This window comes from Ihubacter massiliensis, from assembly GCF_024125305.1.
In the GTDB taxonomy this organism is placed as follows: domain Bacteria; phylum Bacillota; class Clostridia; order Peptostreptococcales; family Anaerovoracaceae; genus Hominibacterium; species Hominibacterium faecale.
This window is the reverse complement of sequence record NZ_JAMXVH010000001.1, coordinates 784874-809170: the sequence shown is the minus strand read 5'-3', so window position 1 is coordinate 809170 and position 24297 is coordinate 784874. Positions and strand designations below refer to the sequence as shown.

The window sequence follows — 24297 nt, the reverse complement described above, 5'->3', positions numbered from 1 at the left end:
TTGAAATTCGCAACACTTTATAGCGGTACAGAGACAAAGCAGCCTGCTGGCACGAAATTTGCTTTATATAGCATTACAACTTTGTGGAAGAGTAGAGGAGGAATACGTTATGGGCGAAAAAAAAGAGAATCTGGATTTTTTTCAGACAACTTACGATTGTGTGATTGAAAACGGAACCGTCATTGACCCAAAAACGGAATTGAGAACCATCGCCAATGTGGCGATTTTAAACGGAAAGATTGCCGGAGTTACCAGAGCGCCGCTGAAAGCTGCGCGCACCATTGATGCTACTGGAAAAATCGTTTGTCCGGGCATTGTGGATCCCCACAGCCATGCGGACGGCCAGCTGTTCAGCGGATATGTCATGGCCAGTATGGGCGTTACCACCATTATTGTGGGATCCTGCGGGCTGGGGCCATATCCAGTGAAAGAGTTTTTGACCGGTCTGGATGAAACCGGTTATCCGCTCAATACAGCGGCGCTGACACCCCAATCCTGGATTTTGCGGGAGAAGGCAGGGATCGAAAGCCCCTACCACCAGGCCACGGAAAAACAGATACGCCAGATGGCCCAGTGGGCGGAAGAAGACTTGTTAAATGGCGCCATTGGACTTTCATTAGGGCTGGAATACGCTCCGGTTACGTCTTGGGACGAGATGGCAGCCATGGCAAAGGTGGCAGCTAAATACGATAAGGTTATGCCCATCCACTCCAGAGCCGGTGGCTGGAATTCCCTGGAGGCCACAAGAGAAGTGATCAAACTTCAGGAAACGACCGGGGTGAGAGTGCTGATCTCCCACCACGTTTACCAGTGCGGTCAGGGAATGATGGAGGAATCCTTAAAGATTATCGAAAAAGCGAGACGGCAAGGATATGAAATCGCTGTGGACAGCGGGGCTTATTGTGATTTTGCCTGCCCGGTGGGTTCGGAAGTATTCTGTGAAGGCTGGCAGGATATCTATGATTGCACTTATCACGACATTCTTGCAGGGACCGGCAAATATGCCGGGCAGCGGCTGACGGAAGAGACCTTTAATGAGATGAGAGAACAGGATCCTGACGCAAGCGTTACGGCTTTTGTGGGCAAGCCTTATGAAGTGGCGCTGGCCCTAAAACAGCCATATGTCATGATGTCCACCGACGGGGGTTTCCCCAATCTGGCTCCGGGAATCGGGCATCCCCAGACAGCAGGTACTTATCCCAAAATTCTAAAGGATCTGGTTCGGGATCAGGATGTGCTAACCCTGATGGATTTCGCAAAGAAGTCATCCTGGATGCCGGCACAGCTTTTCGGCCTGGAAACAAAAGGATTCATCGGCGAAGGGGCCGATGCGGATATCTTGATCTTTGATCTGAAACGAGTCAAGGATAACGCGACCTTCCCAGGGCTGGGCGACCCGATGGCCCAGCCGGATGGTATTGATTATGTATTAGTAGCCGGGGTTCCGGTCATCGACGGCGGCGAGATTAAAAAGGACGCAAAGCCTGGCAAGAGCATCTTTGCAAAGACAGAACTTTGGAAAATTTAGCGGAGGAAAATCATGGATTTAGGAATATTGACCTTACTGCCAATGGTAGTATTATTCGTACTAATTTTTACAACAAAACGTATGCTGCTGTCGGTGACGGCGGCGACCATCACCGGTTCGATCCTGCTGGGCGGCTGGAAGTTCGCGGCTGTTTGGCTGGAAAAAGTTCAGGCAGCCTTTTCCGGCGGAACGCTTGGTTACTTGTATTTGCTGCTGGCTCTCTTCGGTATTCTGATCGCCCTTTTGGACGCATCAGGGTCGGTCACGGAATTTGCCATGTGGCTGAGCAAATACGCCAACACCAGGAAAAAGGCTTTACTCATTACTTATATTTTAGGATGGTTGATCTTTGTGGATGATTATCTGAACAACATGGCTATCGCTACTGCCATGAAAAAGGTCTGCGACAGTCATCGGATTCCCCGGACCTTCCTCGGATATGTGATCAATTCTACGGCAGCGCCGGTTTGCATCGCCATTCCGATCTCCACTTGGGCGGTTTTTTACAGCGGTCTCTTTGAAGATTTCGGTGTGACCACAGGCGGCAGCGGAGCATCCGCCTATATAGCGGCCTTGCCATATATGTTCTTTGCCTGGATATCTTTAATCATCATGGCCCTGGTAATTTTGGGAGTTATTCCCATGTTCGGGATCACAAAAAAGCATACCAAGCTGGCGGAAGAAACCGGGGTTGTCTGCCCGGCAGATGTGAGTTATACCGGAGAAGCAATCATGGCTCCCGACTTTGCATCCATTCAGGCGGAAAATGAAGGGAAAAAGGCCCATCCTTGGAATTTCCTCGTTCCATTGATTATTCTGGTTGTCGTAACCCTTCTGACGGATATTAATGTAATGCTGGGCTGCATGGCAGCGATCGCGGTGACCGGAATTTTAATGCTCCTGCAGAAAAAAGTGAAGCTGACCCAGCTGTTTGATAACGCATATAATGGAGTTGTGAGCATGGTGGCCATTTGTACGCTGATTACCATGACTATGACGCTGGTGGAGGTAAATACGGCCACTGGTATGGCTGATTATGTGGTTGAAACCTTAAAGCCCTTCCTCAACGGGGCTTATCTGCCGGCATTGGTTTTCGGATTCTGCGCTGTTTATTCCTATTTCGGCGGCGGTTTTTGGGATATGGCAATGATCTTTATCGCCATTGTCGTGCCCCTTGCCAACGGGCTGGGCGTGGACCCGCTGATCTCCTGCGCGGCGCTGGTTTGCGCTTCTGCGGCAGGCAGCACCACTTATGTGTGCGGAGATGCGGTCATGGTATCTTCAAGGGCGGTGGACATCAAGCCTTATTATCAGATGAAAGGTACGCTCCCATATGCGATTATATCCTACGTTCTTACCACAATCGCATTTTTAGTGGTATCCTTTATATAGAAGTACCAGAAAGAGAGTGAAACATGAGTGATCAAGCAGAAAAAAATTTTGATCGGATTTTGGAGGGGTATCATCAGGAAATGATCGATAACCTGTGCCGTCTGATTCGGATAAAATCGGTTTTCGGCCCGGAAGAGGCTGAGGCGCCTTTCGGCCGGGGGCCAAAGGAAGCTTTTGACTTTGCCATGAAGCTGGGCAGGGAAAAGGGCTTTGAATGTGTGAATTTTGATAATTATGCCGGAGAAATCAACTTCGGCGAAGGGGCCGAGGCTGCCGGGGTTATCTGCCACATGGATGTGGTTCCGGAAGGGGAAGGCTGGACGTATGATCCCTATGGCGGACAGATTGCGGACGGCAATATTTACGGGCGCGGCGCTGTGGACGATAAGGGCTGTTTTATCGCGGCTTTTTACGCATGCCTGGCCTTGAAGGAAAGCGGCGTGCCGCTGAAACGGCAGATCAAGCATATCATCGGCACCAACGAAGAATTGGGTTATTTCCCCTGCATCCGCTATTATAAGGAGCATGTTGAAAAAATGCCGGTCTGCGGCATTGTGCCTGACTCCTGGTTTCCGGCGGCTTTTGCTGAAAAAGGCATCCTCAATTATGAATTCAGTAAAACCTTTCCAACGGAAACGTGCGGAAAGGAACTGCCTACCCTGAACAGTATCCACGGAGGCAGCGCCTTTAATGTGGTGATTCCGGAGGCCAAGGCGGTCTTTGAGGGAAGCAAAGAGCAGCGGGCGGCCATTGTAAAAGCAGCAAAGGAAACGCTGCCCATAGACAGAATTAAGGCTGTGGAAACAGGAAACCTGCTGGAGCTGTATACGGTTGGGAAATCGGCACATGCATCCACGCCGGAAATCGGTGTCAATGCGGTTTCTCTGATGCTCCAGCTTTTGAAGAAGCTGGATTTCTTCCCGCAAAACGTCTGCCATACACTGCACGCATTGGCGGATTCGATCGGCTTTGATACGGACGGAAGCGGCTTGGGCGTTTCTTTTTCTGACCGAACCGGCCCGCTGACCAATAATTTGGGGATTTTCCGATTGGACGGAAACAGCCTCTATGCCGGGCTTAATATCCGCTATCCGGTTACGCAGAATACGAAAGCCCTGGAGGAACAGCTTGCGCAGGCGGCGGAGCGATCAGGGGTTTTCTGTGAAGTGACGATGCGCAATCCGCATTTTTATGTTGATCCTGAAAGTTCCCTGGTCCAGACCTTGGTCGATATATATCAGCAGATGACCGGCGATCTGGAAAGTCAGCCGGTGGCCCACGGCGGCGGTTCTTATGCGAGGATTTTGGAAAACTTTATTCCTTTTGGGCCTTCAATCCAGGGGGAAGAACTGAGTTTCCACAAACAGGATGAGCATATATCCTGCGAACGTCTGCTCCAGCTGAGCAAAATCTATGCCCGGGCGCTCTATGCCATGGCCAGGTAGGCCCGATATTACGCCCGGATCACGCCTATTGGCATGAATTTATAAAAACGAAAGCAAATCTCTTTGTTAATTTGCTTTCGTTTTTTGTTGATTTTGTTTGAAAAGTTTGTTAAAATAAAGAAACAAACAAATTAGCAAACAAAAGGGGTGATTTTATGCTAATAGCAGAGCTGGTCGAATTGGCAGAACGGATACAAAAGGGGCAGACGGATGCCCAGCTGGTCGAAGTGAAATCTGCCCGCGAAGACTGTCCGAAAAAATTATATAATACCCTGTCCGCATTCTCCAATCAGGATCAGGGCGGAACGCTGGTGTTCGGCCTCAATGAAAAAACGTGGTTTAAAGCCGTCGGGGTGTACGATCCGCTGGATCTGCAGAAAAACGTAACGGACCAGTGCAATCAGATGGAACCGCCGGTGGAGGCGGTATTCACTGCAGCCGAATACCAGGGTGTAACGATCTGCGCAGCAGAGATTCCGGGAATCGATCTGGCCCAGCGGCCTTGTTATTATAAAGGGGCGGGCAGGACAAAAGGTTCCTGTCTGCGGGCCGGAGGTGCGAATTTGCAGCTGACTGATTATGAACTCTACGCTTACGAAGCATATCGCAAGCAGCTTCATGATGATGAGCGGCCGGTAACGCGCGCTTCTTTGAAGCTGCTGGACCCGGATCGGCTGGCTGCATATATCAGCAAAAAGGAAAAGCAGAAATCGCAGCTCTCCCTGGCGGATGAGGAGCAGGTCTATGAAATGCTCAATGTGACAAGAAGCGGCGCACCTACGCTGGCGGCGCTGATGAGTTTCTGCGTTTATCCCCAGGGGCTGTTCCCGCAGCTGGGGATCGAGGCTGCAGTGATGTCCGGTTACGGGACAGGAAGTGCGAACGCGGTCGATCATAAAAGGATCGAAGGGCCCATTTCCGATATGGTGAAAGAAGCTGCCGAATTTTGCAAACGCAATATGAAAACAAAAATCACCATCGACCCCGACACCGGCATGCGTGAGGACAAGACCGATTATCCCATCAATGCCGTTCGAGAGGCAATTCTCAATGCCTTAGTCCATCGGGATTACAGCGCTCATACAGAAAAGATTCCCGTACAGGTCCTCATCTTTGCGGATCGCCTGGAGATTCACAGCCCCGGAACGCTCTATGGACGTATGACCATCGATCAGCTGGGGAAAACCCGGCCTGAGCTTCGAAATCCCGCTCTGGCAGTAATGGCTGAAAGCCAGCTTGGTCCAGAGATCCGATATTCGGGCATTCCTGCGATCCGTGAGGAAATGAAAGCATATGACCTTCCGGATCCTGTCTTTGAAAACAGAAGGGATGAGTTTGTGGTCATATTTTATAACGATATCCGAAGTCCCCTGGCAATGCGGGTGGCAGAGGACCAGGCTCCTTATTATACGGATGCTGCAAACACCACTGGAATGGACATCCCGGCAGACGCAGATTTTCCTGCCTGCTCTGATAAAACCACAGGTGACCTTTTGGAGTTTTGCAGAAAGCCGCGGACCAGAAAAGAAATCGCAGATTTCCTGGACGTTAAGACAATTTTCTATGTGAGCGGACACTATATCAAGCCGCTGCTTGATAGCGGCTATCTGGCCATGACCATGCCGGAAAAGCCCAAGAGCAAGCTGCAGAGATATTATACGGCCGGCTCGGGCCCTGCGCCGGAATGCTGAATGATGATGTGAGCGGGCCGATTGCTGAAAGGACAGGAGTGGGGTATAATAAAAGCAAGCATCATCAGTGTCGGATCGAAAAACTTGTAATGGAGAAATAAGAGCGGAAAGGGGTCTATGTTATGGCACAGGAAAAGGCTTATCTGGAAAAACTGCTGCCGAAATATCTGGAACAGGATTTGGCGGCCTACAAGAAGGGACTTGCAGAAAATTCTCCTTTCCTTGATTGTCTAATTAATGAGCTGCAGGGATCGATCAACAGTGCCTTTGTGAATGGCGCAATAACCGAAGAACAGTGCGATTATTTGTATACCACGTATGTTTATGAAGAGGGGAGTTTTCAGTGATTGACTTTTCAGCCTGCAAAGTGAACCGCTATAAATACTATGGCGGCAAGAACGGACATAAGATGAGCATTCTTTATCAGGATGAGCGGTATATGCTCAAATTTCCGTCGCTGAATCCTGCGAAAAACAACAGCCGCTTTACGAACAGCTGCTATTCGGAAGATATCTGCTGCCGCATTTTCAACAGTATGGGGATTCAGGCACAGGAAACGATGCTGGGGACTTACCTGGAAAAAGGCAAGGAAAAGATCGTCGTGGCCTGTAAAGACTTCGAACAGTCTCCGTGGAGGCTTCAGGAATTTGCAGAACTGAAGAACGCCTGTATTGAATCATCGCAAAGCGGTTATGGCACAGAACTGGATGAGGTCCTTAAGGCCATCTCCCAGCAGCAGATCATCGATCCTCTTGTTCTGGAATCTTTTTTCTGGGATATGTTCATTGCCGATGCCCTTGTTGGAAACTTCGACAGGCATAATGGCAACTGGGGATTTCTTGTGAATGAACAGGAAGAAAAAGCAGTGATTGCGCCGGTATACGATTGCGGCTCCTGCCTGTATCCTCAAATTTCTGATGAAAATATCGCTGCAATCATGGAGGATAAGGATCAAATCGACGCAAGGATCTTTGTTTTCCCTACTTCTGCCCTGCAGCAAGACGGAAAGAAGATCAATTATGCAGACTTTATAACCGGGTTAAAACACGAAGGCTGCAACAGGGCGCTGAAAAGGATTTTTCCCCGCATCGACATGGAGATGATTAACAGAATCGTCGATGAAACGCCGTATATCAGTGAAATCAGGAAGCAGTTTTATAAGAAGATGCTGGATGTGCGCAGAGAGTCGATACTGGTTGCTGCCTATTATGCGTTGCTGGAGCGGGAGATTGACAGCAGGGATAGTAAACTAAGATAGTCCCGCTGATGGCAAACGGGCCGCTACAAAATAAAATATCGTGTCTATGGCCAAAAGACTGTTATATTGATAGTTTTTCGGCCTTGTCTTACAGAAATCACAACTTACAGTTAAAAAAGTATCAAAGATCAGTTTAAAACTTTCTGATTTTGATACTTTTTTAACCTTTCTCAAACTTGCGGGAACAAAAAGTGTCGGGATTAAGACAGTTCTTCTCAAATACTGACAGTATCGTATAAGACCAGGTTGCAGACCAGGATAAATTATGCCCTGACTGTCGTAATCTCTAAATCATCCAAACAGGAAGAATATAATTGTCAGCATCGATCGCCGACAATTCCGGGCGCATACAGATGATTGCCCCTTTTCCCCGTGGAACAGAGCCTTTGTCCAACACGGAGAATGTGCGGATCAGCTCACTTCCGGGATTTACAGAGCGTTTGATTTCCAAAGGATGCAATTGGCCGTCGCTTTCGATTACCAGATCCACTTCATTGCAGTCCTTATCCCGGTAGTACCAGAGGAGGCACTCCTCTCCATTGTTGTGATAGCTTTTCCGGATCTCCGCAACCACATAATTTTCCAAAATAGCCCCATTGATAGCGCCGTTTGCCAGAATCTCAGGACTGCTGTATTTGGTCAGATAGGCGACGAGGCCTGTATCAAAGAAATACATTTTGGGCGTTTTCACCGTTCGTTTCAGCAGATTGTTGGAGTATGGACGCAGGTAAAAAATAACATCGGACTTTTCCAGTATCTGAAGCCATCGCTTGGCAGTATCAGCGGAAACACCCACGTCGGATGCGATATCATGGACATTCAGCATCTGTCCGGTCCTGCAGGCCGCCGCCCGGACAAAATCACTGAACAGCAGTTTGTTAATACCGGGCACCAGGTCAGTTACATCCCGATCAATATAAGTTTGCAGATAACTGGAGAAAAAAACAGTTCGATTGGTGTATTTGCCGCTGACCAAGCCGGGAAGAGAGCCTTTCCAAATTCGCTCATATAGCTCGTAAAGATCCGCCTGTTTTCCAGCCGGTTTTCTCTTTTTCAGAGCTTCCAGCTCAATGGAAAGGGGAGCCTGTTTTCCTTCTCCATAGATTTCGTGCTGAGAAAGAGAAGACATGTGCAGCAGAGCAACCCTTCCGGCAAGAGATTCCTGGGCCAGGCTCATCATGCGAAAAGCCTGAGAACCGGAAAGCCAGAACGAACCAGGCTCAGCTCCATGGTCGATGGCGATCTTAATATAAGAAAAAAGTTCCGGTGCGTACTGGACTTCATCGATGAAGATCGGGAGCTGATGAAGCTGCAAAAATAATGCCGGATCTTTTTTTGCCAGGCTGCGTTCCTCCAGATCATCCAGCGACACATAAGTCCTATCAGGATGCATCAACCGCTTCAATGTGGTGGTCTTTCCAACCTGCCGCGGTCCTGTAACCAGGATACAGGCGTATTCCTGGGACAACTCCAGAATCACGCTTTCCAAATCTCTTTTTATATAATCCATCCTAACCTCCTTTTGACTAATCTGCAATTTAATCTTATTTTAACCTAAAATCAAAACGATATCAAGGCTAATAAACGATACAATCTTATTTTAGCCGAAAAAGGAACTTGTCATTACATTATGAAGAAGATTTTGTAGTGTGGATAGTTTCCCATGAACGTCCAGGCCAAAACCAGCCTGACCCGCCAACCCTTGAAATTCCCATGAAACCCGGCAAAAAACCTTTGACATCAGCCTGTCCCTGTGATATCATACATTATTGTAAGCCGCACAAACTGGGCTGTTTTGTAAAGCAAGAAATTGCTGCCCACACTGGCGAGACTGGATAGAGGAGGTAACATACCAAAATGTACGCAATTATTGAAACAGGCGGGAAACAGTATCGTGTCGCCGAAGGAGATCAGATCCGAGTAGAGAAATTAAAGGTGGACGACGGTCAGCAGATCAAATTCGACAAAGTACTGGTTCTCGGCGAAGGAACAGACGCAAAAGTAGGAGCACCTTATGTAGACGGTGCTGCTGTATACGGAGATGCGCTTGAAACCGCAAAAGGCGACAAAGTCATCATCTTCAAGTACAAAGCAAAGAAAGACTACAGAAAAAAGCAGGGCCACAGACAGCCATATACATTAGTTGAAATCACAGGAATTTCAGCCGATGGAACTGCTCCGGCAAAGAAGGCCGCAGCCCCTGCGAAGGAAGAAGCACCGGCAGAGCCGGCTGAAGATTCCAAAAAGCCGTCTTTAAAATCCATGAAGAAGGCTGAACTCATTGAATTTGCAAAAGAAAACAGCATCAGCATCGATGAAAAGGCTACAAAGCCGGTTATTCTTGAAGCAATTGAAGAAGCGTTAAAGTAATTTCCTAAGTAGATTGATATAGCGAGGAGGTGTCTTTTCATGGCAAGTAAAAAAGGTGTAGGAAGCTCGAAGAACGGTCGCGACAGTGAGTCGAAACGGTTAGGAGTTAAACGTGGAGACGGACAGTACGTGAGCGCCGGAAGCATTCTGGTCAGACAGAGAGGAACCAAGTTCCACCCTGGCAACAATGTCGGAATCGGCGGAGACGATACCTTATTTGCAAAGATTGACGGAGCCGTAAAGTTCGAAAGACTCGGCAAAGAAAGAAAGCAAGTAAGCGTATACCCGAAAGAAGCTTAAAAACGTTTTGAAAGAGGGCTGTCGCATGAAGATTGAATTCGTGCTGCAGCCCCATTTTTTTGTTCTGCAGCCGCACCGCAGGACCTATCGGGATAAATACCCGATAAACTGGGATTTGAGCGGCTGAACGATATATTTTCATGAAATTCATGGCATACTAAGAAAAAAAGGAGGTTCTGATGTTTGTAGACAGAGCCAAAATTATCATCCGATCCGGCAAAGGCGGCAACGGAGCCGTATCTTTCCGCAGGGAGCCCTATGTTCCGGAGGGCGGCCCCGACGGCGGAGACGGCGGCAAAGGCGGAGATGTGGTGTTTCAAGCCGACAGCAGCCTGCGCACCCTGATGGATTTTCGGTATAAACGGAAATACGAAGCCGAAAACGGCCAGGATGGTATGAAAAAGAAAAAATTCGGCAAGGATGGAAACGACCTGGTCATCAAGGTTCCGCCGGGAACCGTAGTCATCGACGAGGAAACGGGCTTGGTGATGAAGGATCTGGTCGAGGCCGGAGATTCCTTCGTAGCCGCCAAAGGGGGCAAAGGGGGCAAAGGCAACGTACACTATAAAAATTCAGTGAGACAAGCTCCCAATTTTGCTGAGGCCGGCGGTTTTGCCAAAGAACGCAGCGTGATCCTGGAGATGAAGCTGATCGCCGATGTAGGGCTGGTGGGATTCCCCAACGTGGGCAAATCGACCCTGCTTTCCGTGGCAACCAGCGCCAAACCCAAAATTGCCGACTATCATTTTACGACCATTGATCCCAATCTGGGGGTGGTGCAGATCTATGACACCAGCTTTGTAATGGCCGATATCGCCGGTATCATCGAAGGCGCGCATCAGGGCGCCGGTCTGGGATTCCGGTTCCTAAAGCATATTGAGCGGACCAAAGTTTTGATCCATGTGGTGGATGTCTCCGGCAGCGAAGGCAGAGACCCGGTGGAAGACTTTGATAAAATCAACAAAGAGCTGGAGGAGTACAATCCCCAGCTGATGAAAAAATCGCAGATCGTGGCAGCCAATAAGATTGATATGGTCGATGAGGACGGCCCCGAATACCAGCGTTTTAAAGAATACGTGGAGGAAAAAGGCTACAAAGTCTTTCCTATGTCAGCGCCGATCAACGTGGGCGTCAAAGAAGTGCTGGCCGAGGCCGCCGCAGAGCTGGATCGCCTGGCAAAGCTGCCGCCTGAGGAGGAATACATCGAAACCTTTGACTTTGAAAAGGACGACCAGGATCCGGATTACCGGGAAGTCTACGTTTCCCGCGACGAGGACGGATTTGTCATCACCGGTAAGCAGCTGCAGAAGATCTTCAATTCCACCAATTTCAACGATTCCGGTTCCATGCGCTATCTTTACAAATATATTGAAAAGAGCGGTGCCTTTGAAAAGCTCAAAGAACTGGGCCTGGAAGAAGGGGATACGGTCAAGGTCATCGATTACGAATTCGAGTATTACGACGAATTTTAGATAAAACCCGATAGAAAAAGGAGGTAAAGCGCCTTCTTTTTTTATGGTTTTCACATAAGATGTACCAGGAGGGAATCATATTATGTGGAAATCGAAATTATTAAAACAGACAGGCGTCTGTGTGATCATTGTCCTGGCCCTGCTGCTGGCCCGCAGCGTCAATGTGCCCCAGCTCAACCGGGGAAGCGAGGCCGCCATCGCCTATCTTTCAAAAAATTATACAGTATCCGACGCCATGACTTTTGCCAAAAACAGCATCACCACCATAGCCAAGACCCCGGTTACCGTGACCAACGCCGTTTTGTCCACAAAGGATGAAGGAAAATACGGCAAACCGGCCGACGAAGCAAAAGAAGGGGAAACGGTATCCGTTTACGCTGTGGGAGCCGGAACCATATCGGCTGTAGGCGAAAACGAAAAGATCGGAAAATTTATCAAAATCAACCACGGCGATGAAGCGGAGAGCATCTATGGAAACTGCGCCAGCATCTATGTCAAAGAATTGGATCGGGTCAAAAAGGGCCAGGTAATCGCCACTTTTAAAAAAGAAGGCGATACGGAATTTTATTATTCTTTTCGAAATCTGGACTAAATTTATGGTATAATAATTCCGCCGTTTGAATGCGGATTTGCCGCAAGGAAGGACTGATTTTAACGATGAGAAAAAAACACCCCAGCAGGCAGGACTGCCTGCGCCTATTGGAAGAATATAAAACGCCGGAACATGTGGTAAAGCACTGCAAAGCGGTGGCTGACACGGCAGTGAAGATGGGAAAAGCGCTGAATGAACACGGTTATCATCTGGATTTGGAACTGATCGAAGCTGCCGGGCTGATCCACGATATTGCCCGGGTCGAGGACGAGCATTGGGAAAAAGGCTATGAGCTTGCAAAGTCTCTGGGCTATGAGCAGGAGGCCGATATTATCAAAGTGCATATGCGCTATTCTCCTTTTTCCGCAGTAGAACACGTCAATGAAACCGACCTGGTCTGCCTGGGCGACCGCATTGTCAAAGAAGATGCCTATGTGGGGCTTGACAAACGTATGGAATATATCATTGAAAAGGCCAGAAAACAGGGACACGCGGATGCGGAAAAGCGAATACTGGAAAAGAAAAAAGAAGCTCAGGCCCTCATCGAAGGTATTGAAAACACCATCGGAATGACGTTAGATCAACTTATGAAAGGTATATAAATGGAAATCAGTAAAGAACTGGACAAGCTATTGAAACAAGTAGAAAAACCGGCCCGCTACATTGGCGGGGAGATCAATGCGGTGATCAAGGATCCCCAGCAGGTCCGATACCGGTTTGGATTCGCTTTCCCGGATACCTATGAGATCGGAATGTCCTACATGGGCATGCAGATCCTGTATCATATCTTGAACAAGGAAGCGGATATTTATTGTGAACGGGTTTTCGCACCGGCCATGGATATGGAGAAGCTGATGCGAAACAATGGGATGGAACTGTTCACGCTGGAAACAAAGACGCCGCTAAAGGAATTGGACTTCCTGGGATTCACCCTGCAGTACGAGCTTTCCTTTACCAACCTGCTCAATATGCTTTCTCTGGCCAAGATCCCCCTTCTGGCGGAGGAACGGGACGATTCCTTCCCAATCATCCTGGCCGGCGGGCCGTGCGCCTATAACCCGGAACCTTTGGCCGAAATTGTCGATGCCTTTCTCATCGGCGATGGAGAAGAGCTGCTGCCGCAAGTGGTCAAGATGAAAGAGGACGAGCAGACCAAGGAAGACTATTTGAAAGCTATCTGCAAGCTTCCCGGCGTCTATGTTCCACGGTTTTATGAGCCTGTCTATGATGAAAATGGAACGATCAAGGAGATTGTCAAAACTTATGAAGGGGCGCCGGACCGCATTGAGCGGGCGCTGATTGCGGATTTGGACAGGGCATTTTTCCCGGAGGAACCGATCGTTCCTTTGATTGAAGTGGTCCACGACCGGGCAGTAGTTGAGACCTTCCGCGGATGCACCAGAGGGTGCAGGTTCTGCCAGGCAGGTATGATCTACCGGCCGGTCCGGGAGCGGGAGCCGGAAACCATCAAAGAGATTGTGAAACATCAGCTGGACAATACGGGGCATGAAGAACTTTCCCTTCTGTCCCTGTCCACCAGCGATTATTCCCGATTTGAAGAGCTGGCGCTGGATTTGATGGCCATGTGCAAGGAGCAGAACGTTTCCCTTTCGCTGCCGTCTCTGCGGCTGGATTCCTTCTTTTTCAACGTGCTGCAGGAGATTCAGGGTTACAAGAAGTCCGGGCTGACCTTTGCCCCGGAAGCGGGCTCTCAGAGGCTCCGCGATGTAATTAACAAAGGCATTACTGAAGAGGATATTTACGGAGCCGTGCGCCAGGCCCTGGAACTGGGATGGAGCAATGTGAAGCTGTACTTTATGATCGGACTGCCGACAGAGACTTATGAGGATCTGGACGGAATCGCCGAAATCGCACGCAAAATAAAAGCCATCAATTATGAAGTGAAAGGGCGGAAAGGCGGACGCTTCAATGTTACGGTCAGCGTCTCCAACTTTGTGCCCAAAGCCCATACGCCCTTCCAATGGGAGGCGCAGGATACAGAAGAATCCTTCTTCAAAAAGCACGATTATTTGACAAAACAGCTGACTATGAAGGGAGTAACCTTCAATTATCACGACACAGAGGTCAGCGCCCTGGAAGCCGTTTTCGCCAGGGGAGACCGGAGGGTGAGCAGGGCTCTGATCCGCGCCTTTGAGCTGGGATGTAAGTTTGACGGATGGTCGGAGCATTTCAGAGGCGGTCTGTGGAAACAGGCCTTTTCTGAAACCGGAATCGATCCTGCCTTTTACACCACCCGGGCCAGAAGCTATGATGAAATTCTGCCGTGGGATCGGATCGACTGCTATGTGACCCGTGAGTTTCTCATTCAAGAAAACGAAAAGGCAAAAGCAGAAACGACCACCCAAGACTGCCGCAAAGGATGCGCGGGATGCGGTATGAACCGAAAAGCCAATTGTATGCCGGAGGTGAACCAATGAGCCAATATGTGATCAAATTTTCCAAAGAAGGGGCGATCTGCTACACCTCCCATTTGGACATGCTGCGGCTGTTTAAAAGAGCGCTGAAAAAAGCAGGAATCAAGCTTTCCTATTCTCAGGGGTTCAATCCCCATCCCAAGATGGGATTCGCCCAGCCTTTGTCCCTTGGCTATTCCAGTATCGCTGAGTATCTGGAGCTGGAGACGGAGGAGGATTATGACGAAAAACAGCTGAAGCAGGCGCTGGACCTGCAGATGCCGGAAGGCGTGAAGCTCTTCAGCTGTGAAAAGACAGCCGGCCAGCAGAAAAGCCTTGCGGCAAGGGCCGAATCGGCAGAGTATATCATCGGCATTCCCATGGGCAAAGAACCGGAAGAAAGCGGACAAGCCCTTTGTGAAGCCTTTTTAGCGCAAAAAGAAATTCTGGTTCCCAAGAAACAGAAAAAGTCCAAACAAATGAAAGAAGTGGATATCCGGGATAAGATCCGCTCCATGAACTTTGTCCTTGCAGGCGAAAATCTGCTTGTCACAGCGCTGCTGGACTGCGGGAGCCATTCCAATCTCAGTCCGGAGCTGGTAATCCAGGCGCTGGCCCGCTTTCTGGAGATCCCCACGGACCGGTGGGAGATGGATGTGATGCGGACAAAACTTTTCTTCAATAACTGACAGAAATTACAAGTAATATATTGACATTTCTTTTCGTGAATTGTAAAATAATGTAAACATTCACGAAAGGGGATTTAGAGATGAAACAATACCTGAACAAAGAATTTCTGCTCAGCAACAAAAAATTGATTATCAAAGCAGCTGCAATCGCTGTTATGCTTGCGGCTGCTTTTTTTGTTTTTGTTCTGGGCGGAAACAGCAGCCAAGAAGAGCTGGCCGTTTCCCAATCCGCGCAGCAGGCTTCTGCCAGTGGTGAGGCTGGGGAGGAGGCAGAAGAACCGGAGACGATTATGGTCGATGTGGGCGGGGCTGTGAATACGCCTCAGGTGGTAGAGCTGAAAGCGGAAAGCCGGGTGGCGGATGCGGTTTCAGCTGCCGGAGGATTGAAAAGCAATGCGGATACGGCCGGAATCAATCAGGCGGCCTTTTTGTCCGACGGCGAAAAGGTCTATATACCGGAAAAGGGGGAAACGGTTTCCGGGCTTGTGGATTTGCCTTCTTCTGACGGCGGCAGCGGCGCAAAATCAAAAGTCAACATCAACACGGCCACTGAAGTAGAACTGCAGACCCTCAATGGAGTAGGCCCGGCAACTGCGGAAAAGATCGTGGACTACCGAAAAAGCAACGGATTTTTTAAGAAACCTGAGGATTTGAAAAATGTCAATGGAATTGGGGACAAGACATTTGAAAAATTAAAGGAACAAATTATGGTTTAGGGGGATATTATGAATAGGAACAAAAGGGTGTTTACCTGGATCCTGGTCATCTGCGTGACCATGTCCATGTTTCCTGCTGCGGCTTTTGCCGCCTGGGAGCATGGAGACAAGGGGTCGGCGGATTTTACCAAAATCCTGGTAGGCAAAGATGGGAAACAATATTACATAAATGAAGATGTCAAAACTGTCTTTTACAACAGCGACGGCACAAAGAAAGTAAAGGCGGGCAACGGCCGCAGCAAGGTCAGGTGGCGGTACCTGAAAATCAGCGACAAGACGGACGGTACGGCCAGATACGGCTACTGCATCGAATTCGGCGCCAACTTTGCGGATACGGCCAATTACAAGGCGTATAACTCATCCAAAGATAAGACGCTGTTTCAAAACCTTCCCGCTGATGCACAAAAGATTATTTCCGCAGTCTTGTGTTACGGCAGAAACGGTTCGCGCAAAGTGCCCGTTTCAGGGGCAAACGATGCTGATTATTATTTCGCGACACAAGTTCTGGTTTGGGAAGCGCAGCAAGGGCTGAGGACCATTGCGTCGAAGAAAGGCAAACCTAATGGAACCAAGCTGGCAAAGGCCCACAGCATGCCTGCCAAACATATGTACAATTTTCTCAAAGGCCGGCCGGCAGAAAAGTGCTACAACTGGCTGCTGAAAAAAGTCAACGATCATTTGAAGGTCCACAGCTTTGCGTCACAATCGAAAAAAGGAGCGCCAGTATACGATATGACGTATGACCAGGCATCCGGCGGATGGGCGGTAACCCTCACCGATACCAACAATAAAACCAGCGGAATTAAGAGCAATGTTTCAGGGGTAACCGTAAGTCGCAGCGGCAATCAATACACCTTTAAAAGCGCATCACCCATGAAAACGCCGGTTGTTCTGACTGGGAAAAACACACTGGAAGGGGGCAGCGCCTCCGGCAAGATCCTGGTCTGGAACTGCACCACCAATTCGGCGTACCAATCGATGATCATGGGATCGGAAGATCAATTCGCCATGTATTTGGGTTTGAAAACCGTCGATACGCCGACTCAGGTTGTGATCGAAAAAAAAGACCGGGAAACCGGAAAAACGATCACCGGTGCTCCCACCGTGTTTCGTCTGGTAAATGGAACTGGCGGAAGTCTCGTTGCAGAAAATTTGACTACGGGAGCAGACGGCAGGGCCGCGCTGCCGCAAGCACTGCCGGCCGGTACATATCAGGTTCAGGAAGTTCAGGCGCCCGATGGATACCGTCTGGAAAAGGAGCCGGTAGTCTTTTCCGTGGCTGACAATACGGCGGGCACCGTTGTAGTGGAACAGACGGATATGCCTCAGAAAGGGATCATCCGTCTGATGAAAAAAGGGGATACCATTGAGTATGAGAGCGGTCAGGCAAAAACAGGAGAGAAAAAACTTTCAGGAGCAGTCTTTCAGATTATGGCCGCTGAAGACATTGTAACAAAAGACGGCACCGTCCGTCTGAAAGCCGGAGAGCTGGCCGATACTGTCACCACGGATGAGCAGGGAAACGCAAGTTCTAAGGAATTATATCTGGGAAAATACAATATAGTGGAAAAGGAAGCGCCTTTAGGGTATACGGCCCTGACAGAGCCGACAGCGGTAGAATTGCGGTTCGCGGGCCAGGAGGCGGCAATCGCTTCTGTCGATGTGGAGCTGACCAATGAACTGAAAAAGGGCGGAGCAGAAATCCAAAAGACCGATCTTTCCACTGGAAAGCCTCTGCCTGATACAGGGATTGAGATCCTGGATACCGACAAACGTGTGCTGATTCAAACCAGAACTGATGAGAATGGAAAAGCATTTTTTGAAAAGCTACCGGCCGGGAATTATTACTTTCGGGAATTTGATGCTCCCAAAGGTTATCAGATTGATGAAACCGCATTCCCATTTGAAGTAAAGGAGCACGGAGAAATCATCAAATGCGAAATGACCAATCAAAAAATCCCTTCGCAAGCAGCGCCGAAGAAAACGGATCATTCTCCGCAAACAGGCGATCATTTTCCGTTCTGGATCTGGATTGTTATGCTGTTTGCCGCAGTTTTCTTAATTTTTCTTGCGGCATATCGCCATAGGAGGTATTAAATTCTAATTATTAGATAATACTACCAACTGAGGTGGTGTTATGTTTAGTAATCAAAAAAAGAGTTTTTTTAAAAGTAAATGGTTTTACGGAATAATCGCTGCGGCGCTGCTGGCCTTCGGAATATGGATCAATTATGATGGCGGCAGCCAGAAAGCCAATACAGCTACCAAAGTAGACCAACAGACACAAAGTACGACACAAAGTCCTGATGTGGTTGACAGCAGGGATGATGAAACTTCGGAAACAACCGACGAAGAAACAACCGATGAAGAGGAAACAAAAGAAACCGAAGAAACACAACAAACCTACTTTCTCATACGTGAGATCGAGGGTGTTGTGAAAGTGTTCTACTGCAATGGAAATGGTGAGGAAAGTCTTTATCAGATCACGACGATCCCTTTTGCTTTACTTAGTAAGGAAGACCAGCAGATGCTGGCGGAGGGCGTTCAGGTTAACTCAAAAAATGAGCTGGCGGACTTTCTGCAAAACTTTGATAGCTAGAGGAGGCAGCAATGAAGAGTGCGATTAAAAAAGGAGGCCTGATCTTTATGGGCCTCCTCCTTACGATTATTATCATCGGCCAGTTTACAATGAAGGACGATGATACCGCCAGTGTGGATGTGGTATCAGAAACCGTGCTGGTGCCGGGCGGACATTCCGTAGGCGTTCGAATGGATGTTAAAGGAGTATTGATCGTAGGGCTGGAGGAAATTGAGACGGCAGACGGAAAGAAAGTGAATCCGGGGATCCAAGCCGGACTGCAGATCGGAGACATGATTCTGGAAATCGACGGTACCAAGGTGTATAAAGCCGAAGAAGTGCAAGCTTTAGTGAACAAAATACAAGGCGATGTAAAGCTGAAAGTAAAACGAAAGTCGCAAAAACTGGATATTAATCTTACTCCAGTCGTGTCCAAAGATGATAATCTCTATAAACTGGGAGTCTGGGTTAAAGACAAGACCGCCGGTATTGGCACTCTGACCTACTATAACCCGGTGAATCAATCCTTCGGAGCACTGGGCCATCCGATTGTAGACCCGGAAACAGGCTCCATTCTATCAGTGGATAAAGGGCAGCTGCTGCAAGCTCAAGTACAATCCATTCAAGAAGGCACCGCCGGAACGCCGGGAGAAATCAGAGGCGTCTTTTATGAAGCGGACTCTCCACTTGGCGGATTGGAGAAAAATAGTTCTTACGGCGTTTTTGGAAACGCTTATCATCCAATTGAAAATCCGCTGTACACAAAGCCTTTAGTCGTCGGAAGACAGGACCAGATCGAAAAGGGAAAAGCCTATATTCTGACCACCCTGGACGATAATAAACTGGAACGATTTGAAATTGAAATTGAAAAGATCAACCATCAGAGCGAACCAGCGGATAAAGGCATGGTAATTAAAGTAACCGATAAGCGGTTATTGGAAAAGAGCGGCGGTATTGTCCAGGGAATGAGCGGCAGTCCAATCATACAGAATAATCGCATTATCGGTGCTGTAACCCATGTATTTGTCAATAATCCTCAGAAGGGCTACGGGATTTTTATCGAGTGGATGCTGCGTGCATCTGACTCATAAATAAGAAATTTGTCGAAATACTACGCAAATTGACTTTCTTTTTTCGTTGCTATTTTTACAGGATAATCTAAAATTATATATGGAATAACAAGCCAAAAGAGAGAAAAAGAGGAAAACAAATGTTTAATGCGTTTATTGACAAAGGAGGATTAAATGAAAAGAATTAAAATCGGTATTGCTGACGATAACAAAGACTTTTGTGACATTCTGTCGGATTTTTTCCAGGATAAGGACAATATCGACATCTCGTTCATTGCCCACGACGGAATCAAGACAGTAGAAGCCATAAAAGAACATATGCCTGAGGTTTTAGTTCTGGATATGATAATGCCCCATTTAGATGGACTTGGCGTTCTGGAAACGATCAGCGGCATGGATTTGCCAGTGTATCCGCGGACAATCGTGCTTTCTGCCGTAGGGCAGGAGACAATCACCCAGAAAGCCATCAATCTTGGAGCAGAATATTACATCGTTAAACCTTTCAGCCTGGACATTCTGTTGAAAAGAATCAATCAACTGGCCGGCAACGACGCTCAGGAAGAAGGGAAGATCAGTTTCGCAAGAGCCATACTCAATAATCAAGAAGAAAACTCGCGTGAAGATCTGGAAGTGGATATCACCAACATTATCCACGAAGTTGGGGTTCCGGCTCACATCAAAGGATATCAATACTTACGGGACGCCATCACCATGGTGGTAGAGGATATGGATTTGCTGGGAGCGGTAACAAAAGAGTTATACCCGGCAATTGCCCAGCTCAACAATACAACTCCCAGCAGGGTGGAACGGGCGATCCGGCATGCGATTGAAGTTGCATGGAACAGAGGAAAAATTGAAACAATCAACAGCCTGTTCGGCTATACGGTGCATAACGACAAGGGAAAACCAACCAATTCGGAATTTATTGCAATTATTGCAGACAAGCTGAGACTCGAAAGAAAGGCCGGCTGAACAAAGGGAATAATATTGTAATTATTTTAGGATATCAAGCAAAGTAATTGAAAAGGAATAAAGGATTAGATGGAATTATTGTAATGGAAATACTTATTATTCGTATGGGATAAACTCCTTTTATCAGTCGATAAAGGGAGTTTTTTAAATGCATAACGAAATTATTATTTCGCGTATTCAAGACAAAAGAAAAAGCGCCTCTGCGCAGGATACGACAATTTCTAACAAAGGGACATGGTATAGTTGGGATAAATGTTTTCTTTATTTCTCAACATCTATATATTGAAGAATTTCCGATATGGAACATTGTAGGATACGACAGAGATCATTCAATGTAGTTGTGGTAACCGGCTTATTGTTCTTAAGCCTTGAAATTGTAGAACTGCTGATATTATAGCGGGTGATCAGGGCATAGGTGCTGACGCCTTTTTTTTCTAATGTCTTCCAGAATGGATCATAGATGATCATAATGCACCTCCACTTTTATAAAAGTATAGGTTAGTATCATTTAATTGACTATACTCGATAAAGCGACTATAATAGTTTTAGACTAGTTTCACAAAATATGCATGGAATAACCATCCTGCTATACGAGGATAAATAATATGGATTTTATTTTTAGCTACATAATTGCCCTAGAGATGGTAATTGTGAGTCTGTGTATCGTTAATACATGCCTTCATAAGCGATATAAAGCGATCAATGTCTATCTTCTCTTAATGGTGCTTTCGGCAATAGCGGTTACGATTAGTGTTAATCTAATTCAAATGACCGGTTTTAAGATCGAGAGCAGTTTATTCATACTCAGCTGTCTGATCTTGTTGTACCCTGCATTTTTCTTGTACAAAGAACCTTATTCCATTTTTCTGACTGTTTTATCAGCGGCAGGAGTCTATACGATGCTTGTTTTTTCCATGTCTGTACATATTGGGGCACTCCTGCCCGGCCCGTCTCCATTAATGATACTTGCGGTCCAATCCTTCATTCATGCAATCTGTATCTATTGGATTTATCGGTTTCTTAAAAATAGATCTTTCTATCTGCCCAATCATATCTCCTGTAAAATTCATGGTTACTTTCATTGGGTAAACATATTCTGGCTGTTACTGATTGTTGTATTAAATTTGGCCTTTCATTATACGGAAAACGAGTGGCTGCCGGCAGCTGCATTGCTGATACTTTCTGTAAACCTGTTTTTCTCCTATGTGTTTTTGTATTATTTACTCAAAAACGATAAAGACATGCATTACTTGAAAAAGGCGATTTATCTCGACGAGATGACAGGGTTGTGCAACCGGTCGCGGATGTTTTTGGATGCGGCGGAAAAAATTAAGGATAAAATACCGTTCTACTTATTCTATATTGATTTGAACGATTTTAAATCTGTCAACGATTCCCACGGACACTTGGCAGGGGACAACTATTTATGCAGAGTCTCTGGTGTGGCGAGGAGAATTATCGGAGATCAAGGAAAACTCTACCGGATGTCCGGAGATGAGTTTATTTGTATTTACATAGGCACAGACGTCATGCGCTGTCTGACACAGCTGAATGAGTATCCTTGGGATGAACAGTTCCACGATATGGAATTCCTCGGATTCAGCCTGGGGTATTCCAAGTACCCTGATGACTCGGAAGAGCTGGATGATCTAATTTATATTGCCGATAGCAGAATGTATCAGCAAAAGCGCCATGACAGCAGCCAGACAGCTAAAGAAATGTGAAAGAATAAAAAATGCGCCATCTAAGAACGGACGGCGGAAAAAAGCTTTCCCTTTTTCATTGAAAAAAACATCGATCATAGTATAATATCATATTAACGAATACTTGAAAAAGGAGAGATGCAATTATGAAGATAACCGCTGTATTAGGAAGCCCCAGAGATGCCAGTATTTCTACCAGGATTGCCATGAGAGCAATCAAGGGCGCAAGAGATGCCGGACATAAAGTTAAGATTTACAATGTAAACGAAATGGACATCTTAGGCTGTCATGGCTGCGGCTGCTGCCGAAAATATGATACGGACTGTGTCATCGAAGACGATATGGAAGAATACTTTAAAGATTTGAGGGAGAGCGGAGCACTGATTCTGACCTCTCCCAACTATTATTCGCAAGTAACGGGACCGATGATCACATTTATGAACCGCCATTACTGCCTTTCCGACAAAGAACGCAAACCCCGTGTTCCGTCTGGGATTAAATTGATCGGGATTTTTGCTCAAGGAGCCCCGGCTGATTATGAAAAATACCAGGCGAATTACGATTGGTATCTGGGGACCTATATTGGCAAAGATATGGACTTAGTGGGCAAACTCATTGCCGGAGGAGATACAGATACGGATGATGACAGCGCGATTATGAAACAAGCCTATGAACTGGGCATGTCTTTATAGGATAGTTTTTCGTTCTTTGTTTTCATCAATTTCATTGTTTCAGAGACCAAAAACGCCAATTCTTCCAAATTGCTGCAGAACAGATGGATATCGCCGGACTCTAATCCGTTGATTACCCCGGACGTATAAGTTTTCAGCTGTTGTTTTACGCCGCAGGAACCTGCCTGCGATTCCAATAGAGGCAGACCAAGAATCAGCGTTTCCCGCAGTTTTAACCAAAGTTCTTTTAAGGCCGGGCAATCGTTGTCAAACAGAAGAAAATCCAAACAAAGATAGAAGCTCTTGAATGTAACGCCTTGTTCCTGCAGGGATTGAAGCTTGGAGGTATATTGTGAAAACCTGTGCTTTGATCTTGATGAATAGCGCTTTACAATATGGTTAAAAGCGAAAAGAATCATTTGCATTGCTTCCTGAAACATGGAAGCAATTTTTTTCACTGCCGGGGCCTTCAGTAATATGTTCTCTTCTCTTATGGCAATTACAGAAGCTCTTAACCCCTGAGATGTAGTAACAACTCCAAATACTTTTAAAAGATCGACAACCCTTCGTACTGTACTAAAGGACACGCCATAGGTGTTAGCGATCGTGCTGTAAGAAGGAAGTTGATCCCCTTCTTCGTATACAGAATCAAGCATAATCAGTCTGATCAACTCTGCTGCTAAAGAATAGCAATGCTGGGGGCGTCCCCGGTAGACATTCCACTGAAAAGGGATTTGTTTCTGAGGTGGCACATCTGTCTGTGCCTGCCGAATAAAAGACTGAATTGTTCCACCGATTTCCTGTTCGATTAGAAGGTAAATACGATAAAGTTCCTCACGGTCGTTAGACTCACAGGCCGCGATCACCTTTCCAGATAACAATCTAAGGTGTTGTAAGTTTTGCGTATTGGGAAGTTTCCTATTTAATGTGTGTGGAAATTGGTAGAAGGAAACAGTTTCATTGTATAAATCCAGCGCAAGACGATTATTCATCGCTAATATAATTTCCTGACCCAATAAAAAAGAAACGTAGAGATCTCCATTTTCCAGTTTAGCAGCCACTTCTTTAATGAAGTTCATTTGACTTTTGCACAGTCGCAGACACCCTTGGTGCATCAGAGGCACGAGCAGGACCTGCCAAGCTTGGCCCAAAGATTTAATCGCCTCTTTTCTAGACAGGTAATACGCCTTTGCGTTTTGGTTGCATGCTTGCTCTGATTGATCATATACAACCAAAGTCTTTCTGCCGGAAGAAAGGCTAATGTATCCTTCTTCCTGGAGCTGCAGATAAGCATTTCGTATTGTACGGAACGCAGCGTGGTACACTTCATGCAGAAATTCCATCGACGGCAAAACATCTCCTTTTTTATAGTATCCAAATTCAATTTGAACTTTAAAAAATTCATAGATTAAAGTGGTTTTGCCATACTTCACAAC

The 24297-nt window shown here is 47.1% G+C and carries 23 protein-coding genes; 20 read left to right on the top strand and 3 right to left on the bottom strand.

Annotated elements, in window-relative coordinates:
• The first annotated feature begins 109 nt into the window (after nt 1-109).
• The 6 genes from NIA71_RS03655 (at nt 110) to NIA71_RS03630 (ending at nt 7314) form a co-directional block, all read left to right on the top strand.
• The gene (locus tag NIA71_RS03655) at nt 110-1528 is read left to right on the top strand and encodes an amidohydrolase family protein (protein WP_148395235.1); all 1419 of its coding nucleotides are present in this window, start codon (nt 110-112) and stop codon (nt 1526-1528) included.
• Nucleotides 1529-1540: 12 nt separating this feature from the next.
• Nucleotides 1541-2920: a Na+/H+ antiporter NhaC family protein gene (locus tag NIA71_RS03650; protein ID WP_227755145.1), complete on the top strand. Its 1380-nt coding sequence runs from the start codon at nt 1541-1543 to the stop codon at nt 2918-2920.
• Nucleotides 2921-2943: 23 nt separating this feature from the next.
• Nucleotides 2944-4365 carry a Sapep family Mn(2+)-dependent dipeptidase gene (locus NIA71_RS03645; RefSeq protein ID WP_253019693.1) on the top strand — a complete coding sequence of 474 codons (1422 nt, stop codon included), beginning with the start codon at nt 2944-2946 and terminating at the stop codon, nt 4363-4365.
• Between the two features lie 155 nt (nt 4366-4520).
• Nucleotides 4521-6056 carry an ATP-binding protein gene (locus NIA71_RS03640; RefSeq protein WP_253019692.1) on the top strand — a complete coding sequence of 512 codons (1536 nt, stop codon included), beginning with the start codon at nt 4521-4523 and terminating at the stop codon, nt 6054-6056.
• A gap of 122 nt (nt 6057-6178) precedes the next feature.
• A complete protein-coding gene (locus NIA71_RS03635; protein WP_148395231.1) occupies nt 6179-6403 on the top strand; it encodes a hypothetical protein in 225 nt (74 codons plus the stop codon).
• Nucleotides 6400-7314 (top strand): HipA domain-containing protein, encoded by a 915-nt coding sequence (locus NIA71_RS03630; protein WP_253019691.1) that lies wholly within the window; start codon nt 6400-6402, stop codon nt 7312-7314. The genes NIA71_RS03635 and NIA71_RS03630 overlap by 4 nt, the downstream gene beginning before the upstream one ends.
• Nucleotides 7315-7600: 286 nt before the next feature.
• Here the strand turns inward: NIA71_RS03630 and NIA71_RS03625 are convergent, their stop codons facing one another.
• Entirely contained in the window at nt 7601-8824 is a 1224-nt protein-coding gene (locus tag NIA71_RS03625) for an ATP-binding protein (RefSeq protein ID WP_253019690.1), read from the bottom strand.
• A gap of 347 nt (nt 8825-9171) precedes the next feature.
• On the opposite strand from NIA71_RS03625, the gene rplU reads away from it, so the two are divergent.
• The 12 genes from rplU (at nt 9172) to spo0A (ending at nt 20487) form a co-directional block, all read left to right on the top strand.
• A complete protein-coding gene (rplU, locus tag NIA71_RS03620; RefSeq protein ID WP_148395228.1) occupies nt 9172-9684 on the top strand; it encodes a 50S ribosomal protein L21 in 513 nt (170 codons plus the stop codon).
• A gap of 39 nt (nt 9685-9723) precedes the next feature.
• On the top strand, nt 9724-9984 hold the full coding sequence (rpmA, locus tag NIA71_RS03615) for a 50S ribosomal protein L27 (protein ID WP_148395227.1): 261 nt from the start codon (nt 9724-9726) through the stop codon (nt 9982-9984).
• Between the two features lie 179 nt (nt 9985-10163).
• A complete protein-coding gene (gene obgE, locus NIA71_RS03610) occupies nt 10164-11456 on the top strand; it encodes a GTPase ObgE (RefSeq protein WP_253019689.1) in 1293 nt (430 codons plus the stop codon).
• Between the two features lie 82 nt (nt 11457-11538).
• Nucleotides 11539-12048: a M23 family metallopeptidase gene (locus NIA71_RS03605; RefSeq protein WP_148395225.1), complete on the top strand. Its 510-nt coding sequence runs from the start codon at nt 11539-11541 to the stop codon at nt 12046-12048.
• 65 nt (nt 12049-12113) lie between these two features.
• Nucleotides 12114-12650 (top strand): HD domain-containing protein, encoded by a 537-nt coding sequence (locus NIA71_RS03600; protein ID WP_227755151.1) that lies wholly within the window; start codon nt 12114-12116, stop codon nt 12648-12650.
• Nucleotides 12651-14486, top strand: a complete 1836-nt coding sequence (locus NIA71_RS03595; protein ID WP_253019688.1) for a TIGR03960 family B12-binding radical SAM protein — start codon at nt 12651-12653, stop codon at nt 14484-14486. It abuts the gene before it with no gap.
• Complete coding sequence (locus tag NIA71_RS03590) at nt 14483-15151, top strand: TIGR03936 family radical SAM-associated protein (RefSeq protein WP_227755153.1); 669 nt, start codon at nt 14483-14485, stop codon at nt 15149-15151. The genes NIA71_RS03595 and NIA71_RS03590 overlap by 4 nt, the downstream gene beginning before the upstream one ends.
• A gap of 80 nt (nt 15152-15231) precedes the next feature.
• Entirely contained in the window at nt 15232-15867 is a 636-nt protein-coding gene (locus NIA71_RS03585) for a helix-hairpin-helix domain-containing protein (RefSeq protein WP_148395221.1), read from the top strand.
• A 9-nt stretch (nt 15868-15876) separates the two neighbouring features.
• Nucleotides 15877-17964, top strand: a complete 2088-nt coding sequence (locus NIA71_RS03580; RefSeq protein ID WP_253019687.1) for a SpaA isopeptide-forming pilin-related protein — start codon at nt 15877-15879, stop codon at nt 17962-17964.
• A gap of 40 nt (nt 17965-18004) precedes the next feature.
• Complete coding sequence (locus tag NIA71_RS03575; protein ID WP_148395219.1) at nt 18005-18466, top strand: BofC C-terminal domain-containing protein; 462 nt, start codon at nt 18005-18007, stop codon at nt 18464-18466.
• An 11-nt stretch (nt 18467-18477) separates the two neighbouring features.
• Nucleotides 18478-19536, top strand: coding sequence for a SpoIVB peptidase (gene spoIVB, locus NIA71_RS03570; RefSeq protein ID WP_148395218.1), 1059 nt, complete (start codon nt 18478-18480; stop codon nt 19534-19536).
• 153 nt (nt 19537-19689) lie between these two features.
• Nucleotides 19690-20487, top strand: coding sequence for a sporulation transcription factor Spo0A (gene spo0A / locus NIA71_RS03565; protein WP_148395217.1), 798 nt, complete (start codon nt 19690-19692; stop codon nt 20485-20487).
• Nucleotides 20488-20748: 261 nt separating this feature from the next.
• On the opposite strand, the gene NIA71_RS03560 is transcribed toward spo0A, so the two are convergent.
• Nucleotides 20749-20955 carry a helix-turn-helix domain-containing protein gene (locus NIA71_RS03560; protein ID WP_148395216.1) on the bottom strand — a complete coding sequence of 69 codons (207 nt, stop codon included), beginning with the start codon at nt 20953-20955 and terminating at the stop codon, nt 20749-20751.
• 137 nt (nt 20956-21092) lie between these two features.
• On the opposite strand from NIA71_RS03560, the gene NIA71_RS03555 reads away from it, so the two are divergent.
• Both NIA71_RS03555 and NIA71_RS03550 read left to right on the top strand, forming a co-directional pair.
• A complete protein-coding gene (locus NIA71_RS03555) occupies nt 21093-22211 on the top strand; it encodes a GGDEF domain-containing protein (protein WP_148395215.1) in 1119 nt (372 codons plus the stop codon).
• A 125-nt stretch (nt 22212-22336) separates the two neighbouring features.
• The gene (locus tag NIA71_RS03550) at nt 22337-22882 is read left to right on the top strand and encodes a flavodoxin family protein (protein WP_148395214.1); all 546 of its coding nucleotides are present in this window, start codon (nt 22337-22339) and stop codon (nt 22880-22882) included.
• Here NIA71_RS03550 and NIA71_RS03545 read toward each other — a convergent pair.
• On the bottom strand, nt 22858-24294 hold the full coding sequence (locus tag NIA71_RS03545; RefSeq protein ID WP_148395213.1) for a GntR family transcriptional regulator: 1437 nt from the start codon (nt 24292-24294) through the stop codon (nt 22858-22860). The two genes, NIA71_RS03550 and NIA71_RS03545, sit on opposite strands and share 25 nt — an antisense overlap.
• Nucleotides 24295-24297: the final 3 nt, after the last annotated feature.

What these genes read in the sequence shown, in the direction of transcription:
- rplU (WP_148395228.1), top strand. Translation starts at nt 9,172, where the DNA reads ATGTACGCAATTATTGAAACAGGCGGGAAACAGTATCGTGTCGCCGAA.
- NIA71_RS03625 (WP_253019690.1), bottom strand. Translation starts at nt 8,824, where the DNA reads ATGGATTATATAAAAAGAGATTTGGAAAGCGTGATTCTGGAGTTGTCC.
- NIA71_RS03585 (WP_148395221.1), top strand. Translation starts at nt 15,232, where the DNA reads ATGAAACAATACCTGAACAAAGAATTTCTGCTCAGCAACAAAAAATTG.
- NIA71_RS03555 (WP_148395215.1), top strand. Translation starts at nt 21,093, where the DNA reads ATGGATTTTATTTTTAGCTACATAATTGCCCTAGAGATGGTAATTGTG.
- NIA71_RS03590 (WP_227755153.1), top strand. Translation starts at nt 14,483, where the DNA reads ATGAGCCAATATGTGATCAAATTTTCCAAAGAAGGGGCGATCTGCTAC.
- rpmA (WP_148395227.1), top strand. Translation starts at nt 9,724, where the DNA reads ATGGCAAGTAAAAAAGGTGTAGGAAGCTCGAAGAACGGTCGCGACAGT.
- NIA71_RS03595 (WP_253019688.1), top strand. Translation starts at nt 12,651, where the DNA reads ATGGAAATCAGTAAAGAACTGGACAAGCTATTGAAACAAGTAGAAAAA.
- spoIVB (WP_148395218.1), top strand. Translation starts at nt 18,478, where the DNA reads ATGAAGAGTGCGATTAAAAAAGGAGGCCTGATCTTTATGGGCCTCCTC.
- NIA71_RS03575 (WP_148395219.1), top strand. Translation starts at nt 18,005, where the DNA reads ATGTTTAGTAATCAAAAAAAGAGTTTTTTTAAAAGTAAATGGTTTTAC.
- NIA71_RS03655 (WP_148395235.1), top strand. Translation starts at nt 110, where the DNA reads ATGGGCGAAAAAAAAGAGAATCTGGATTTTTTTCAGACAACTTACGAT.
- NIA71_RS03635 (WP_148395231.1), top strand. Translation starts at nt 6,179, where the DNA reads ATGGCACAGGAAAAGGCTTATCTGGAAAAACTGCTGCCGAAATATCTG.
- NIA71_RS03550 (WP_148395214.1), top strand. Translation starts at nt 22,337, where the DNA reads ATGAAGATAACCGCTGTATTAGGAAGCCCCAGAGATGCCAGTATTTCT.
- NIA71_RS03645 (WP_253019693.1), top strand. Translation starts at nt 2,944, where the DNA reads ATGAGTGATCAAGCAGAAAAAAATTTTGATCGGATTTTGGAGGGGTAT.
- NIA71_RS03640 (WP_253019692.1), top strand. Translation starts at nt 4,521, where the DNA reads ATGCTAATAGCAGAGCTGGTCGAATTGGCAGAACGGATACAAAAGGGG.
- NIA71_RS03580 (WP_253019687.1), top strand. Translation starts at nt 15,877, where the DNA reads ATGAATAGGAACAAAAGGGTGTTTACCTGGATCCTGGTCATCTGCGTG.
- NIA71_RS03560 (WP_148395216.1), bottom strand. Translation starts at nt 20,955, where the DNA reads ATGATCATCTATGATCCATTCTGGAAGACATTAGAAAAAAAAGGCGTC.
- NIA71_RS03600 (WP_227755151.1), top strand. Translation starts at nt 12,114, where the DNA reads ATGAGAAAAAAACACCCCAGCAGGCAGGACTGCCTGCGCCTATTGGAA.
- NIA71_RS03605 (WP_148395225.1), top strand. Translation starts at nt 11,539, where the DNA reads ATGTGGAAATCGAAATTATTAAAACAGACAGGCGTCTGTGTGATCATT.
- spo0A (WP_148395217.1), top strand. Translation starts at nt 19,690, where the DNA reads ATGAAAAGAATTAAAATCGGTATTGCTGACGATAACAAAGACTTTTGT.
- NIA71_RS03650 (WP_227755145.1), top strand. Translation starts at nt 1,541, where the DNA reads ATGGATTTAGGAATATTGACCTTACTGCCAATGGTAGTATTATTCGTA.
- obgE (WP_253019689.1), top strand. Translation starts at nt 10,164, where the DNA reads ATGTTTGTAGACAGAGCCAAAATTATCATCCGATCCGGCAAAGGCGGC.